Origin of the sequence: Paraburkholderia sediminicola (genome assembly GCF_046026855.1) — a bacterium.
In the GTDB taxonomy this organism is placed as follows: Bacteria; Pseudomonadota; Gammaproteobacteria; order Burkholderiales; family Burkholderiaceae; genus Paraburkholderia; species Paraburkholderia sediminicola_A.
The window spans coordinates 176,191-190,824 of record NZ_JAQQET010000009.1 but is presented as its reverse complement, the minus strand read 5'-3'; the positions used below and the strand labels follow the sequence as shown (position 1 = coordinate 190,824).

Below are 14,634 nucleotides of genomic sequence, written 5' to 3'. Positions count from 1 at the left end.
TTTTACCCAGGCGCTGCCACGCAGACACTGCATTGGCGTTTCTCGCGCGCTTCATCTATTTTTTTCTATCGGTCCGTTAGCCTGTTTCAATGAAGCGGCAACACGTGTTCGCGCGCCGTCTCGATTCGGTTTTGCGCGCCATCGTTACTGATACAATTTCCGGATGACCTATCAAGTTCTCGCACGCAAATGGCGGCCGAAGGATTTCGCTTCGCTCGTCGGACAGGAGCACGTGGTGCGCGCGCTCACGCACGCGCTCGACGGCGGCCGTCTGCATCATGCCTATTTGTTTACCGGCACCCGCGGCGTCGGCAAAACCACGCTGTCGCGTATCTTTGCCAAGGCGCTGAATTGCGAAACCGGCGTGACCTCCACGCCGTGCGGTGTGTGCCGCGCGTGCCGCGAGATCGATGAAGGCCGCTTTGTCGATTATGTCGAGATGGACGCGGCGAGTAATCGCGGTGTCGACGAAATGGCGGCGCTGCTCGAGCGCGCGGTCTACGCGCCGGTCGATGCGCGCTTCAAGGTCTACATGATCGACGAAGTGCACATGCTGACCAATCACGCCTTCAATGCGATGTTGAAGACGCTGGAAGAGCCGCCTTCGCACGTCAAATTCATTCTTGCTACCACCGATCCGCAGAAGATCCCGGTCACGGTGCTGTCGCGCTGTCTGCAGTTCAATCTGAAACAGATGCCGGCCGGGCACATCGTGTCGCATCTCGAGCACATTCTCGGCGAAGAGAAGGTGCCGTACGACGCTCAGGCATTGCGTCTGCTCGCGCGCGCGGCCGACGGCTCGATGCGCGACGCGCTCTCGCTGACCGATCAGGCGATCGCCTATTCGGCCAATCAGGTAAACGAAGAAGCGGTGCGCGGCATGCTCGGCGCGCTCGATCAAAGCTATCTTATTCGCCTGCTCGACGCGCTTGCCGATGGTGACGGCGCCACGGTGTTGGCGGTCGCGGACGAGATGGCGTTGCGCAGCCTGTCGTTTTCGACGGCGTTGCAGGATCTGGCGAGCTTGTTGCATCGAATCGCGTGGGCGCAGTTTGCGCCTTCGTCGGTGTTGGACGAGTGGCCAGAAGCGGCTGATCTGCGTCGTTTTGCCGAGGCGTTGAGCGCCGAGCAGGTGCAGCTGTTCTATCAGATATCGACCATCGGCCGAAGCGAACTGGGTCTCGCGCCTGACGAATACGCCGGCTTCACGATGACGCTCTTGCGCATGCTGGCATTCGAGCCGGCGCCCACCGGTGGTGGCGGCGCGGCTGCGGCGCGAGCGGCGGGGCCGGCGGGGGCGGGTGGAGCTAAACGCACCGGCTCGCCGGCGGTCGCCGCGCAACAGGCGGTTGCGTCGTCGCGAGCGGTTGAAGCAGCCGCTGCCGTGCCGGTGCGCTCCGGGAATCCGGTGGCAGAAGCGAAGTCCACGACGCCGGATTCGCAGCACCTGGCGTCGCCGGAGTCTGCTGAAAATACTGAAACGCCGAAACCGGCTATTGCTGACGCGGCGATTGTTTCCAGGTCCGCATCTGCCTCTGGTGAGGCGAGCGCAGCAGTCGTGCCCGCGGCAGCCGACACCATTGCCGCACCGGCTTTAGCGCCGTGGCAGGAAGAAACTTCCGTCGAAACGAATCTGAGCGATCCGGTGCCTGCATCTGCGGACGTGAGCGCGCCCCGAGCGGCTCCGATGCCCGAAGCGACGCCCCCGGCACCGGCAGCCGCGGCGACTGGATCGATCGAAGTAACAAAAGTAGCCACTGCGGTAGCCACTGCGCCGCCCTTGGCACCGTGGGACGACGCGCCCACCGCGCCGAGCCCGATAGACGCATCCACCGCGGCCGCTCAGCAGGAATCGGCACCCGCGTCTTCGCTCACGGCTCCGGCCGCAGCCACGCTCGCACGCGTAGAAGAGGCCGCACCCGCAACGGCATTGCAAGAGCCGCCGCCTGCAGCCGACATCCCGCCGCGCCGTGCGGGTGGCGCGAGTGACGCACTCAACGTATTGCGCAGTGCCGGTCTGAAAGTGTCGTCTGACCGCGGCCGCGCCACGGCTGCAGCCGCGAGGCCCACCGTGACCCCGGCCACGCCGAAGCCTGCCGCGCCCCGCGTTGTCGTCAATGTGCCGACGCCGGGCGCTCCGCGGCCTGCACCGCAACAAGATGCGGCACCGGCGGCGCGCGTTTCGTCGCCGCAGGCCCAGCGCAACGGTTCGGAGCAGAACGGCTCATCGAACGCGCCGTGGGACGACATGCCGCCCGATGAATACATGCCGCTTACGGCAGCGGACGAAGGCTATTACGGCCTGCCGGACGACAACTACATGCCGGTGTTCGACAGCGGTCCCGACGACGTCCGCGTGAACGCCGCACCTGCGTCGCCCCCCGCGCCCGTGGTCGACAAGCGGCCGTTGCCGCCCGCCGTGCCGCTCGATCCGCTGGGTTTCCAGGGCGACTGGCCCGCGCTCGCGGTCGATCTGCCGCTCAAGGGCATTTCGTATCAGCTCGCGTTCAACAGCGAACTGATGGCGCTCGAAGGCAACACGCTCAAGCTGAGCGTGCCGGTGCCGCAGTACGCGGAAGCCTCCCAGGTCGCTAAACTGAAAGCCGCGCTCGCCGAAAAGCTCGGTCAGAACGTCGACGTGCTGGTCGAAGTTGGTCCGGCGCGTCGCACGGCGGCCGCGCACGACGCCGCTGTGCGCGCCCAGCGCCAACAGGAAGCGGAGCGCGAGATCGGTGCTGATCCGTTCGTGCAGTCGCTGATCCGCGAGTTCGGCGCGAGCATCGTGCCCGGTTCGATCCGCCCGATTACACAGGACGCCGGCCCGAACGGCGCGTCGTCCGTCTACTGATTCGCCGCGCTTTGGCGCACCCGATTTCCGGATTTCACGCTATCAAGAAGGAGCATGTCCATGATGAAAGGCCAACTCGCCGGGCTGATGAAGCAGGCCCAGCAGATGCAGGAAAACATGAAGAAGATGCAGGATCAGCTTGCATTGATCGAAGTCGAGGGACAGTCGGGTGCCGGTCTCGTCAAGGTGACGATGACCTGCAAGAACGACGTGCGTCGCGTATCGATCGATCCGAGCCTGCTTGCCGACGACAAGGAGATGCTGGAAGACCTCGTCGCCGCTGCGTTCAACGACGCCGTGCGCAAGGCCGAAGCCACCGCTCAGGAAAAGATGGGCGGAATGACCTCGGGTCTGCCGCTGCCGCCGGGCTTCAAGCTGCCGTTCTGAGCGACGTTGCTGCAAGAATCTGCAAGAAGGGGCTCACGCCGTTGCTTTGATGGCGGTGTGAGTTGAATGCGCGAGCCGCGCTCGTTTCAGTGCCCGCGCCAGACACCCGTCCCCAGGTCGTACAAGTTTGCATCAGGGCGGTTCAGTTCGTTCGCCGGGCGTGCCTGTCCGATTCGTTCCCGAGCTGATAGAAGCAACCGCATCGCCACCCGCATACCGGGCCATACCGGGCAACACTCACTTCGACGCCGCCGATCCGCATGAAACAACCTTCCGCCTTGTCGGCGCTCGTCGAAGCGCTGCGCGTGCTGCCCGGTGTCGGGCCAAAATCCGCGCAACGCATGGCGTACCACCTGATGCAGCACGATCGCGACGGCGCCGAAAAACTCGGCCGCTCGTTGCTGTTCGCGACTGAACATCTGCAGCACTGCGAGAAGTGCAACACCTTTACCGAAGCACAGATCTGCGAGGTCTGTCTCGATGAGGAGCGCGATCCGGCCTTGTTGTGCGTTGTCGAGACGCCCGCCGACCAGATCATGCTCGAACAGACGATGACCTATCGTGGCCTCTATTTCGTGCTGATGGGGCGGCTCAGTCCGCTCGACGGCATTGGCCCGAAGGAGATCCATTTCGACCGGCTGGTCAAGCGCGCGTCGGATGGCATCGTCAAGGAAGTCGTACTCGCAACCAATTTTACGAATGAAGGCGAAGCCACCGCGCATTACCTCGGGCAGACGCTCAAGGCGCGCGGTCTTGCCGTGACGCGCCTCGCGCGCGGCGTGCCGGTGGGCGGCGAACTCGAGTACGTCGACGCCGGCACGATCGCCCGTGCAATGCTCGACCGGCGCTCGATGTAGCCTGAGGTCACTGAAAGCGCCGCGTCGCTGCACCTGCAAGGCCTGAACGAGCCGCGCGAGCGCGTTCCGCCGCACTCGGCAAGAACAGCACACAGAGGAGACACATGAGCGTCACCCCAGATCCCAGCGCCACCCCTAAAGGCCCGCTTGCCGGCGTCAAGGTGCTCGAACTCGGCACGCTGATCGCCGGCCCGTTCGCCGCGCGCTTTCTTGGCGAGTTCGGCGCCGACGTCATCAAGATCGAGGATCCCAAAGGCGGCGATCCGCTGCGCAAATGGCGCAAGCTTTATCCGGAAGTCGGCGGCACGTCGCTTTGGTGGGCCGTTCAGGCGCGTAACAAGAAATCCGTCACGATCAATCTGAAAGCGGAAGAGGGTAAGGAGATTGTGCGGCGCCTCGCGAAAGAGGCGGATATCGTCGTCGAGAATTTCCGGCCGGGTTTGCTGGAGAAGCTCGGGCTCGGTTATGACGTTTTATCGGCGGAGAACCCGGGGCTCGTGATGGTGCGTCTGTCCGGCTATGGGCAGACCGGGCCGTATCGCGACCGGCCCGGATTCGGTGCGATCGCCGAATCGATGGGCGGCTTGCGCCACATCACCGGCTATCCGGATTTGCCGCCGCCGCGCATCGGCATTTCGATCGGCGATTCGATTGCCGCGCTGCATGGCGTGATCGGCGCATTGATGGCCTTGCATCACAAGCAGGTGAACGGCGGCAAAGGTCAGGTCGTCGACGTCGCGCTGTACGAGGCTGTCTTCAACATGATGGAGAGCGTGGTGCCTGAGTACGGTGTGTACGGCATGGTGCGCGAGCGCACCGGCGCGTCGCTGCCGGGCATCGTGCCGTCGAACACGTATCCTTGCCGCGACGGCAGCATCGTCATCGGCGGTAATAGCGACCCGATCTTCAAGCGCCTGATGGTCGCTATCGAACGCGAAGACCTGGCGAACGATCCAGCTCTCGCGCACAACGACGGCCGCGTGCCGCGTACCCAGGAAATCGACGGCGCGATCGCCGCGTGGCTCGCCACGCGCACCATCGACGAAGCGCTCGCCGTGCTGAACGCCGCCGACGTGCCGGTCGGCCGTATTTACAGCGTCGCAGACATGTTCACCGATCCGCAATTCATGGCACGCCAGATGATCCAGCGCTTCAAATGGCAGGATGGTCAGGAAATCACGCTGCCGTCGGTGACGCCGAAACTCTCGGAAACCCCCGGCGAAACGCGCTGGTTAGGCCCGGAACTGGGTGAACATACCGATGAAGTCCTGCAATCGCTAGGTTATGATTCAGACCACATTGTAAGGTTGCACGCGCAACAGATTGTGTGAGTGAGTGCGCGGCAAAAAGATAACAAAAGTTTGGAGACGACAGACCATGCAACGCAGAACCTTCCTCGCCGGTACCGCCGCGCTCGCGGGCGCCACGTTCGCCGCCACGCCGCTCGCTTTCGCACAGGGCAAACCTGAAACCACCAAGGTGGCGATTGCCGTCGGCGGCAAGAACCTGTTCTACTACTTGCCGCTCACGATTGCCGAGCGCCGCAATTACTTCAAGGACGAGGGACTCGACGTCGAAATCTCGGATTTCGCCGGCGGCTCGCAGGCGTTGAAGGCGGCCGTCGGCGGCAGCGCGGATGTGGTCTCCGGCGCGTTCGAGCACACCTTGCTGCTGCAGGCGCAAAAGCAGTCGTTCCGCGAATTCGTGCTACAGGGGCGTGCGCCGCAGATCGTGCTCGCGATATCGAAGAAGGCGATGCCGAATTACAAGTCGATCGCCGATCTGAAAGGCAAGAAAATTGGCGTGACAGCGCCGGGTTCGTCGACCTCGATCATGGCGAGCTTCGTGCTGGCGAAAGCCGGATTGACCGCGAAAGACGTCGCGTTCATCGGGGTGGGCGCAGGGGCTGGGGCGATCGCGGCACTGCAGTCGGGCCAGATCGACGCCATCGCCAATCTCGACCCGGTGATGACCAAGCTCGAGCGCACCGGTGAGATTCGCGTCGTGTCGGATACACGCACGCTCGCCGATACGCGCAGCGTGTTCGGCGGTGATATGCCGGCGGGGTGTCTGTACGCGTCGCAGAGTTTCATCACGAAGAATCCGAACACCACCCAGGCGCTGACCAATGCGATGGTGCGCGCGCTCAAGTGGCTGCAAACGGCGACCGGTAGCGAGCTGATCAATACCGTGCCGGAAGGCTATCTGCTCGGCGACCGCGCGGTGTATCTGGACGCGTGGCAGCATGTGAAGGAGGCAATGTCTCCGGACGGTCTGATGCCCGCCGATGGCCCGGCCACCTCGCTTAAGACCCTGCAGGCGTTCGATCCGAACGTGCAGGGCAAGCCGATCGATTTGTCCAGGGCGTGGACCAACGACTTCGTCAAGAAAGCGCTGGCGACCGTCAAGGCCTAAGTACCGGCGTGGAGCCGAGGGCGGGGCACGTGCTGCGTTCCCCTCGATCACCCACCGTCCACCGCCGTCATAATGACATGACAAACCGAAACCGATTTTCGAAGCGAGTCGAACGATGACTGTTGCCGCTCTGGCGCTCGACAACATCACCTGCACGTTCGCTGCGCGGGACAACCGCGCGCAGCGTTACACGGCGGTCAAGGACACAACCTTGCACATCGCGCCGGGCGAATTCGTCTCGGTGGTCGGCCCGACCGGTTGCGGCAAATCCACTCTGCTGAACGTCGGCGCGGGCTTGCTGGGACCGTCGTCGGGGAGGGTCAGTGTGTTCGGCGAGCCGCTCAAGGGGATCAACCGGCGCGCCGGCTATATGTTCCAGGCAGACGCGCTGATGCCGTGGCGCTCGGCCATCGACAACGTGATGGCTGGCCTCGCGTTTCATGGCGTGCCGCCGGCGGAAGCGCGCAGCAAAGCTGACGAGTGGTTGAAGCGGGTCGGCCTCGGTGGCTTCGGCGACCGCTATCCGCATCAATTGTCGGGCGGCATGCGCAAGCGCGTCGCGATGGCGCAGACTTTGATTCTCGATCCGGACATCATCCTGATGGACGAGCCGTTTTCCGCGCTCGATATCCAGACGCGTCAGCTGATGGAAAACGAGCTGCTCGACCTGTGGGCGGCCAAACGCAAAGCGGTGCTGTTCATCACACACGATCTCGACGAAGCGATTTCGATGTCCGACCGTGTAGTGGTGCTGTCGGCGGGGCCGGGTACGCATCCGATCGGCGAATTCACAATCGATCTGCCGCGTCCGCGCGACGTCGCCGAGATTCGCGCGCATCCGCGTTTCGTCGAGTTGCATGCGCAGATCTGGAGCGTGCTGCGCGATGAGGTGCTCAAGGGTTATCAGCAGCAGCTCACGGCTGTTTGAGCGGGTCACGTAGTTGCGATACGTTGCGGAGTGGCGTGGCGGCATGTATGGATATCCGTAGCTGAATCCTGTCGTCCGTCCAGTCGTTGAGTCCCGTCGTTAAGTCCTGTTTGTTACGTCTTGTATTGGCGTCGATCAATCGTCAAAGGCAAACCGAGTCATGTGGAAGACGTTGCGCCCGAACCGGGCGAACCTGATGATCTGGCAGTGGCTGCTGCTCGTGCTGAGTTTCGTGCTCTGGTACGTGCTGACCAGTCCGACGCTGCTGCCGCCGTTCTATTTCGACGACCCGAACAAGGCCGCGTTCTTCTTCGGCGAGCCGCAGAAAGTGCTTCAACGCATCTGGGAGTGGTTCACGGGCGGCGAAATCTATCTGCACCTGTGGATCACACTGGTCGAAACGGTGCTCGCGTTCGCGCTCGGCACCGCGCTCGGACTCGGCGTCGGTTTGTGGCTTGCGCTGTCGCCGCTCGCGAGCGCGTTATTCGATCCGTACATCAAAGCCGCCAATTCGATGCCGCGCGTGATTCTCGCGCCGATTTTCGGGGTGTGGTTTGGCCTCGGCATCTGGTCGAAGGTGGCGCTAGGCGTCACGCTTGTGTTCTTTATCGTCTTCTTCAACGTCTATCAGGGCGTCAAGGAAGTGAGCCCGGTTGTGCTCGCCAACGCGCGCATGCTCGGCGCGAACGGCAAGCAGTTGCTGCGTTTCGTGTATCTGCCGAGCGCGATGAGCTGGGTGTTTTCGAGTCTGCATACCTCGGTGGGCCTGGCGTTCGTCGGTTCGGTGGTGGGGGAATATCTCGGCTCGGCGCGCGGCGTCGGTTATCTGATTTTGCAAGCCGAAGGCACCTTCGATATCAATACTGTGTTCGCCGGGATTCTGGTGTTGACGGCGTTCGCGCTGATTCTCGACGCTATCGTCGGGATTGGCGAACGGCGGCTGATGAAGTGGCAGCCGAAGTCGGGTGATACGGAAAAGCTGTAGCGCCACATTCCCGAAGACTCAACAAAAACGGCGTGCGGTTTTAAACCCCACGCCGTTTTCCGTTCTCTTTCCCACTCAAAGGAGCGGCTGCGGCAGCGCATTGCGCACTGCGCCTAAGGTGTAATCACCACCTTCCCGATCACCCGGCGCTCCGCCATATCGCGCAACGCGCGGCCCGTGTCTTCGAGCGAATAGCGTTCCGACACATACGGCTTGAGTTTGCCCTCGCCGATCCAGCCAGTCATCTGCTGGAACGCAGCGTGATTGTGCTGCGGCTCGCGTTTCGCAAAGTCGCCCCAGAACACGCCCACCAGGCTAGCGCCTTTGAGCAGCGTCAGGTTGAGCGGCAACTTCGGGATTTCGCCGTTCGCAAAGCCGACCACCAGATAACGTCCGCGCCAGCCGATGCTGCGAAACGCCGGTTCCGCATATACGCCGCCAACCGGATCGTAGATCACGTCCGGACCTTGGCCGTCGGTTAGCGCCTTGATGCGTTCGCGCAAGTCTTCGGTGCTGTAGTTGATGGTGGCGTCCGCGCCATGCTTTACGCAGGTAGCGAGCTTCTCGTCGCTCGACGCCGCCGCGATCACGCGCGCGCCGAGCGCTTTGCCGATCTCGACCGCGGCGAGTCCGACGCCGCCTGCCGCGCCCAACACCAGCATCGTCTCGCCGGCCTTCAACTGGCCGCGATCGACCACCGCATGATGCGACGTGCCATAGGCCAGTGTGAACGCTGCGGCCAGTTCGAATTCGACGCCGTCCGCCAGCGGCACACACGCCGCGACCGGCGCCAGCGCCTGCTCGGCAAATCCGCCCGAGCCGGTGAACGCGACCACCCTTGAGCCCGGCTTGAACTGCGTCACACCGGCGCCGACGGCGCGCACGACGCCCGCGACTTCGGAGCCAGGCGTAAAGGGCAGGGGTGGTTTGAACTGGTATTTGTTCTCGATGATCAGCACATCGGGAAAATTGACGGCTGCGGCTTTGACGTCGATCACGACATGGCCAGGCGGCGGTTCGAGGTCCGGCAGATTTTCGACGGCCAGGCTCTCCGGCGGCCCATATTGATTACAGCGAATCGCGCGCATCGTGTCTCCATATCGATCAGGGCCCCAAGCGGACTTCCTTCGGGGCGTCGCAACTATTCTGAGTGTAAAACCCGAGTGTAAAACAATTCGCACGACCGTGCGTTTTTATTGCTCGAAGCCAGTACTTGCTGGGCGATCCCCGTTGACACGGGCCCCGGCGCGTGCGCTTTGCATGTGATGCGTGCGCCGCCTGCCGTGTCGTTCGCGTGCCTTCTTTCCTCGGTTACAATCGCCGCATGCGAATCCTACTCAGCAATGACGACGGTTATCTGGCGCCCGGCCTTGCCGCGCTTTACGAAGCGCTCAAGCCGATTGCGGACGTCACCGTGATGGCCCCCGAGCAGAACTGCAGCGGCGCGTCCAATTCCTTGACGCTGTCGCGTCCGCTTTCGGTGCTGCGCTCGGCGAACGGTTTCTATTACGTCAACGGCACGCCGACCGACTCGGTGCACATTGCGCTGACCGGTATGCTGGACCACACGCCGGACCTCGTCGTCTCGGGTATCAATAACGGCCAGAACATGGGCGAGGACACGCTCTATTCAGGCACCGTCGCCGCCGCCACCGAAGGCATCATGTTCGGTGTGCCGGCCATTGCCTTCTCGCTGGTCGACAAAGACTGGGTGCATCTCGAAGACGCTGTGCGTGTGGCCGCCGAGATCGTCGCGCACTACCTCGAGCAACCGCTGCCGGGGCATCCGCTCCTGAACGTCAATATTCCGAACCTGCCATACGAGCAACTCGACGGCTGGCATATCACGCGTCTCGGCAAGCGGCATCCGTCGCAGCCGGTGATCCGCCAGACCAACCCGCGCGGCGAACCGATCTACTGGATTGGCCCGTCCGGCAGTGCGCGCGATGCGAGCGAAGGCACCGATTTCCACGCCGTCGCCAACGGCCAGGTGTCGATCACGCCGTTGCAGCTCGACCTGACCCACACGCAAATGCTGCCCGCAGCGCGCGACTGGGCGCGCGCCGGCAGCAGCACTTCATGACCAGCGAGCGCGCCAAGCGCTTTCCGCTCGGCCTTGAGGACCTGGTGCGCGAACCGCGCCGGCCTGAAGGGCGTCTGGGCGACGTGCGCGCGGCAGTACTCGCCGCGAGCGCGGCGCTGAACTCACGCCAGCAACCTGCGAAGAATGCGCCGCCCGGCTCCACGGGAAAGACCCAGGCGAAGCTACCGGCGAGGGCGCAGACGCAACCGCAAGCGACGTCGCAAGCAAAACCGCAGGCCAAGGCGCAGGCGAAGGTGTCGCTGAAGGCGCCGGCGAATCCACCGGCCAACGCCCAGGCCACGCCGCAAGCCAAACCACGCGCAACAGCCGTCGCGCAAGTTCCGGTTGTGCGCGTCGCGCCAAAACCGGCGCCGCTGAACAAGCCAGCCGCCAGACTCAACGAGCGCAGCGCCGTGCCGAACGTCGCGTTGAACGGCGCTTTGGCGCTGACTTCGGAACGCGTTCGCGAACGGATGGTCGAACGCCTGCGTGCGAACGGCGTGACCGATCAGCGCGTGTTGAACGCGATGTCGGTCGTGCCGCGCCACATGTTCGTCGACCCGGGCCTCGCGGCCCAGGCCTACGAAGACGCGGCGCTGCCTATCGGCCATCACCAGACGATTTCCAAGCCCTCCGTGGTCGCGCGGATGATCGAACTGGCGGCCGCCGGCCGCGCGTTGAACAACGTGCTCGAAATCGGCACCGGTTGCGGCTATCAGGCGGCGGTGCTGAGCCAGGTCGCGCGGGACGTTTATTCGATCGAACGCATCAAGCCGCTGTCCGAACGCGCGAAGACAAATTTGCGTCCGCTGCGCATTCCGAACATCCGGCTGCACTACGGCGACGGCCGCCTGGGGCTGCCGTCGGCGGCGCCGTTCGATGCGATCGTGATCGCAGCGGCCGGGCTTGACGTACCGCAGGCATTACTTGAACAACTCGCGATCGGCGGCCGTCTGGTCGCGCCGGTCGGCTCGCAGGAAGGCCAGAACCAGGTGCTGACTCTGGTCGAACGCCTCGGACCCGCGCAATGGCGCGAGTCGCGGCTTGATCGCGTTTTCTTTGTACCCTTAAAATCCGGAGTGATTTGACACCGATGAGTATGTTGCGCGCGATGCAAAGAACCAGACTGAATATCCCCATGACCGTAACCCAGCGTAGCGTGTGCGTGCTCGCCTTGTCCCTGTTGATGTCGGCCTGTGCGACCCGCCTCGATCAGGCGCCGGTCATCGACCGCTCCGGCAGCGGCGCGCTCGGCACGCAAGCCGCGCAGCAGCCGGCCGTGCCGCTCGGACCGCCGCCGCCGGGCTACTACCGCGTGAAGCCGGGCGATACGCTGTACCGGATCGCGCTGGAGAACGGCCAGAACTACCGCGATATTTCGACCTGGAACAATCTCACTAACCCGAATCAGATTGAGGTCGATCAGTTGTTGCGCGTCGTGCCGCCGGGCGCGAATACCGCCGCATTGACGCCGGGCGTGTCGACGGCGCCGATCGGCAGCGGTGGCACGGTGCAGAGCGCGCCGCTTGGCAGCACGCCGCCGTCGGCAGGCGCTGCAGCGGGTGTCGCGGCGCCGCCGATCTATGGTTCGGGTGCGAACAACGCTTCGTTGACGCCGCCGGCTAACCCGGGTGCCGCGAGCGATTCGAACGCTGGCGCATCTGGCAATGTCGTGTTCGCATGGCCGGTGCGGGGACCGATGCTCGGCACTTTCAACGATTCGACCAACAAGGGCATTAATATCGGCGGCGCGGCCGGCGATCCGGTCAAGGCTTCTGCAGATGGGCGCGTGGTTTATGCCGGAAATGGGCTGCGTGGTTACGGCAATCTCATTATCATCAAGCATGATGCAACTTATCTCACCGCGTATGCACACAACCGCGCTTTGATGGTAAAAGAGGGGGACGCGGTGACGAAAGGGCAGAAAATTGCTGAGATGGGCAATAGCGATTCCGACCGTGTGATGTTGCATTTCGAAGTTCGCCGGCAGGGTAAACCTGTCGACCCACTGAAGTATTTGCCGCCGCAATAAGCGATACGACCATGCCGAAATCGAAGCGCCGCTTACCGCAAGCCGAGTCTGAGACGATCAGCCGCGTCACGCCCGCTGCGGTGGAGGAAGGCGGCGCTTCGGAAGTGGAAGAAGAGGTCGCAGAGGAGCGCGATCTTGACGAACGCCAAGGCGGCGCGGAAGAACGCGGTGAGGCCCGCGAAGGCGCGAGCGAGGCTCCGCCCGACGCGGACGATTTCCGCGCGCTGCTGCAAGCCGAGCTGACGGCCGACACGATTCAGCATTACCTGAACCGCATCAGCGTCAAGCCGCTTCTGACCGTCGAAGAAGAACAGAAGTATTCGCGTCTGGCCAAGGCGGGCGAATTCGAGGCGCGGCAAGTGATGATCGAGCGCAATTTGCGGCTCGTCGTCAGCATCGCGAAGGGTTATCTGAATCGCGGCGTACCGCTGCTCGATCTGATCGAAGAGGGCAACCTCGGCTTGATGCACGCCATCGAGAAATTCGATCCTACACGCGGCTTTCGTTTCTCTACTTACGCCACGTGGTGGATTCGCCAGAGCATCGAGCGCGCGATCATGAATCAGGCGCGCACCGTGCGTTTGCCGGTGCACGTGATCCGTGAGCTCAACCAGGTGCTGCGCGCGAAGCGCCATCTGGAAAAGAATTCGATGAATTCCGGCGAAGCAGCCGAGCGCCGCGACGCCAGCATCGACGACATTGCCTATCTGACCGGCAAGACCACCGACGAAGTCACCGACATCCTCGCGCTGAACGAACACACCGCTTCGCTCGACGCGCCGCTCGATCTCGACCCGGCGAGCAGCCTGCTCGACCTGCTGTCGGACGACCAAAGCCAGTCGCCGGATGCCGAAGTGCAGCACCGCGAGCTGGAAACGCTCACACGTGCATGGCTCGCGCGCCTGTCGGACAAGCATCGTCACGTGATCGAGCGCCGCTTCGGGCTGAACCACATCGAACCCGCCACGCTCGAAGAGCTGGCCGACGAAATGGGCCTCACGCGCGAGCGTGTGCGCCAGATCCAACAGGAAGCGCTGGTGCGGCTGAAGCGCTTCTTTGCCTCCAACGGTGTTCGGAAGGACGCCGTTCTATAACTGATGACACCGATTCTTGTTTTCGACATCGAGACGATTCCCGATGTCGCCGGCATTCGCCGCCTCGAAAATTTGCCCGATACGCTGAGCGACGCCGAGGTTGCTGAGCACGCCTTTGCGGCGCGCCGCGAAAAGACCGGCGGCGATTTTCTGCCGCACCACCTGCAACGGATCGCCGCGATTTCCTGTGTGTTCCGCGACAACAACGGTTTCCGTGTGCGCTCGCTCGGCACGTTGGAAGACGGCGAGGCGGCGCTCGTGCAGTCGTTTTATCGCGTGATCGAGAAATACACGCCACAGCTCGTGTCGTGGAATGGCGGCGGGTTCGACTTGCCGGTGCTGAACTACCGCGCGCTGATCAACGGCATCCCGGCGTCCCGTTTCTGGGACCTCGGCGAGGACGATCGCGAGTTCAAGTGGAACAACTACATCAGCCGCTATCACGCGCGTCACACCGATCTGATGGACGTGCTGGCTATGTATCAGGCGCGCGCCAACGCGCCGCTCGACGCGCTCGCCAAGATGTGCGGCTTCCCAGGCAAGATGGGCATGGACGGCAGCCAGGTGTGGCACGCTTACCAGGAAGGCCGCATCGAGGAAATCCGTAACTATTGCGAGACCGACGTCGTCAATACGTACCTGCTGTATTGCCGCTTCCAGCTGATCCGCGGCGCGTTTTCGGCTGAAGAGTATGCGGACGAGATCAATCTGGTCAAAAATGCGCTCGCGCTGGAAACGGCGCCGCAATGGGCCGAGTATCTGGCCGCATTCGATCAATAGGCCTCTTAACAGTCTTGCAACGAAGCGGTTCGCCGCCATGCTGACGGGTAGGCGTTGCGAAGGCTGCCGCCGTAGCGCGAAATCGTGCGCAAGCGGCTTGGTTCGCCTTAGCCCATCACGATCGAAGCGCTTCACGCGGCTGGCGGCCCCTACCGTCGCGCCAAATCGTTGGCAAGGGCGGCGCTTCGTCTACAATCTCGCCTTTCCCCCAAGTTTGTCAGGAAA

Annotated in this window: 13 protein-coding genes; 12 read left to right on the top strand and 1 reads right to left on the bottom strand. The window is 63.2% G+C overall.

Annotation, left to right across the window (positions count from 1 at the left end; genetic code table 11):
• Positions 1–163 precede the first annotated feature (163 nt).
• The 7 genes from PQR40_RS12530 (at position 164) to PQR40_RS12500 (ending at position 8,420) form a co-directional block, all read left to right on the top strand.
• Complete coding sequence (locus PQR40_RS12530; RefSeq protein ID WP_408388727.1) at positions 164–2,848, top strand: DNA polymerase III subunit gamma/tau; 2,685 nt, start codon at positions 164–166, stop codon at positions 2,846–2,848.
• A 60-nt stretch (positions 2,849–2,908) separates the two neighbouring features.
• A complete protein-coding gene (locus PQR40_RS12525) occupies positions 2,909–3,235 on the top strand; it encodes a YbaB/EbfC family nucleoid-associated protein (RefSeq protein ID WP_408335596.1) in 327 nt (108 codons plus the stop codon).
• 260 nt (positions 3,236–3,495) lie between these two features.
• Positions 3,496–4,092 (top strand): recombination mediator RecR, encoded by a 597-nt coding sequence (gene recR / locus PQR40_RS12520; protein ID WP_063496327.1) that lies wholly within the window; start codon positions 3,496–3,498, stop codon positions 4,090–4,092.
• A 104-nt stretch (positions 4,093–4,196) separates the two neighbouring features.
• Positions 4,197–5,423, top strand: a complete 1,227-nt coding sequence (locus tag PQR40_RS12515) for a CaiB/BaiF CoA transferase family protein (protein WP_408222944.1) — start codon at positions 4,197–4,199, stop codon at positions 5,421–5,423.
• A 46-nt stretch (positions 5,424–5,469) separates the two neighbouring features.
• Positions 5,470–6,507, top strand: a complete 1,038-nt coding sequence (locus PQR40_RS12510) for an ABC transporter substrate-binding protein (protein WP_408388729.1) — start codon at positions 5,470–5,472, stop codon at positions 6,505–6,507.
• Between the two features lie 115 nt (positions 6,508–6,622).
• The gene (locus tag PQR40_RS12505) at positions 6,623–7,435 is read left to right on the top strand and encodes an ABC transporter ATP-binding protein (RefSeq protein ID WP_408509087.1); all 813 of its coding nucleotides are present in this window, start codon (positions 6,623–6,625) and stop codon (positions 7,433–7,435) included.
• 160 nt (positions 7,436–7,595) lie between these two features.
• Positions 7,596–8,420: an ABC transporter permease gene (locus PQR40_RS12500; RefSeq protein ID WP_408222948.1), complete on the top strand. Its 825-nt coding sequence runs from the start codon at positions 7,596–7,598 to the stop codon at positions 8,418–8,420.
• Between the two features lie 113 nt (positions 8,421–8,533).
• On the opposite strand, the gene PQR40_RS12495 is transcribed toward PQR40_RS12500, so the two are convergent.
• Entirely contained in the window at positions 8,534–9,508 is a 975-nt protein-coding gene (locus PQR40_RS12495; RefSeq protein WP_408388730.1) for an NADPH:quinone oxidoreductase family protein, read from the bottom strand.
• Positions 9,509–9,744: 236 nt separating this feature from the next.
• Between PQR40_RS12495 and surE the strand changes: the two genes are divergently transcribed.
• The 5 genes from surE to PQR40_RS12470 are packed head-to-tail and all read left to right on the top strand — an operon-like array spanning position 9,745 to position 14,409.
• On the top strand, positions 9,745–10,503 hold the full coding sequence (gene surE / locus PQR40_RS12490; RefSeq protein WP_408335584.1) for a 5'/3'-nucleotidase SurE: 759 nt from the start codon (positions 9,745–9,747) through the stop codon (positions 10,501–10,503).
• Positions 10,500–11,591 carry a protein-L-isoaspartate(D-aspartate) O-methyltransferase gene (locus tag PQR40_RS12485; RefSeq protein ID WP_408509086.1) on the top strand — a complete coding sequence of 364 codons (1,092 nt, stop codon included), beginning with the start codon at positions 10,500–10,502 and terminating at the stop codon, positions 11,589–11,591. The genes surE and PQR40_RS12485 overlap by 4 nt, the downstream gene beginning before the upstream one ends.
• Positions 11,592–11,596: 5 nt before the next feature.
• Positions 11,597–12,535 (top strand): peptidoglycan DD-metalloendopeptidase family protein, encoded by a 939-nt coding sequence (locus PQR40_RS12480; protein ID WP_408388734.1) that lies wholly within the window; start codon positions 11,597–11,599, stop codon positions 12,533–12,535.
• A gap of 11 nt (positions 12,536–12,546) precedes the next feature.
• Positions 12,547–13,629, top strand: coding sequence for an RNA polymerase sigma factor RpoS (gene rpoS, locus PQR40_RS12475; protein ID WP_408222958.1), 1,083 nt, complete (start codon positions 12,547–12,549; stop codon positions 13,627–13,629).
• A 3-nt stretch (positions 13,630–13,632) separates the two neighbouring features.
• Positions 13,633–14,409 (top strand): 3'-5' exonuclease, encoded by a 777-nt coding sequence (locus PQR40_RS12470; protein WP_408222960.1) that lies wholly within the window; start codon positions 13,633–13,635, stop codon positions 14,407–14,409.
• The last annotated feature ends 225 nt before the right edge of the window (positions 14,410–14,634 follow it).

What these genes read in the sequence shown, in the direction of transcription:
- PQR40_RS12510 (WP_408388729.1), top strand. Translation starts at nt 5,470, where the DNA reads ATGCAACGCAGAACCTTCCTCGCCGGTACCGCCGCGCTCGCGGGCGCC.
- PQR40_RS12505 (WP_408509087.1), top strand. Translation starts at nt 6,623, where the DNA reads ATGACTGTTGCCGCTCTGGCGCTCGACAACATCACCTGCACGTTCGCT.
- PQR40_RS12470 (WP_408222960.1), top strand. Translation starts at nt 13,633, where the DNA reads ATGACACCGATTCTTGTTTTCGACATCGAGACGATTCCCGATGTCGCC.
- PQR40_RS12500 (WP_408222948.1), top strand. Translation starts at nt 7,596, where the DNA reads ATGTGGAAGACGTTGCGCCCGAACCGGGCGAACCTGATGATCTGGCAG.
- PQR40_RS12525 (WP_408335596.1), top strand. Translation starts at nt 2,909, where the DNA reads ATGATGAAAGGCCAACTCGCCGGGCTGATGAAGCAGGCCCAGCAGATG.
- rpoS (WP_408222958.1), top strand. Translation starts at nt 12,547, where the DNA reads ATGCCGAAATCGAAGCGCCGCTTACCGCAAGCCGAGTCTGAGACGATC.
- surE (WP_408335584.1), top strand. Translation starts at nt 9,745, where the DNA reads ATGCGAATCCTACTCAGCAATGACGACGGTTATCTGGCGCCCGGCCTT.
- PQR40_RS12480 (WP_408388734.1), top strand. Translation starts at nt 11,597, where the DNA reads ATGAGTATGTTGCGCGCGATGCAAAGAACCAGACTGAATATCCCCATG.
- PQR40_RS12515 (WP_408222944.1), top strand. Translation starts at nt 4,197, where the DNA reads ATGAGCGTCACCCCAGATCCCAGCGCCACCCCTAAAGGCCCGCTTGCC.
- PQR40_RS12485 (WP_408509086.1), top strand. Translation starts at nt 10,500, where the DNA reads ATGACCAGCGAGCGCGCCAAGCGCTTTCCGCTCGGCCTTGAGGACCTG.
- PQR40_RS12530 (WP_408388727.1), top strand. Translation starts at nt 164, where the DNA reads ATGACCTATCAAGTTCTCGCACGCAAATGGCGGCCGAAGGATTTCGCT.
- PQR40_RS12495 (WP_408388730.1), bottom strand. Translation starts at nt 9,508, where the DNA reads ATGCGCGCGATTCGCTGTAATCAATATGGGCCGCCGGAGAGCCTGGCC.
- recR (WP_063496327.1), top strand. Translation starts at nt 3,496, where the DNA reads ATGAAACAACCTTCCGCCTTGTCGGCGCTCGTCGAAGCGCTGCGCGTG.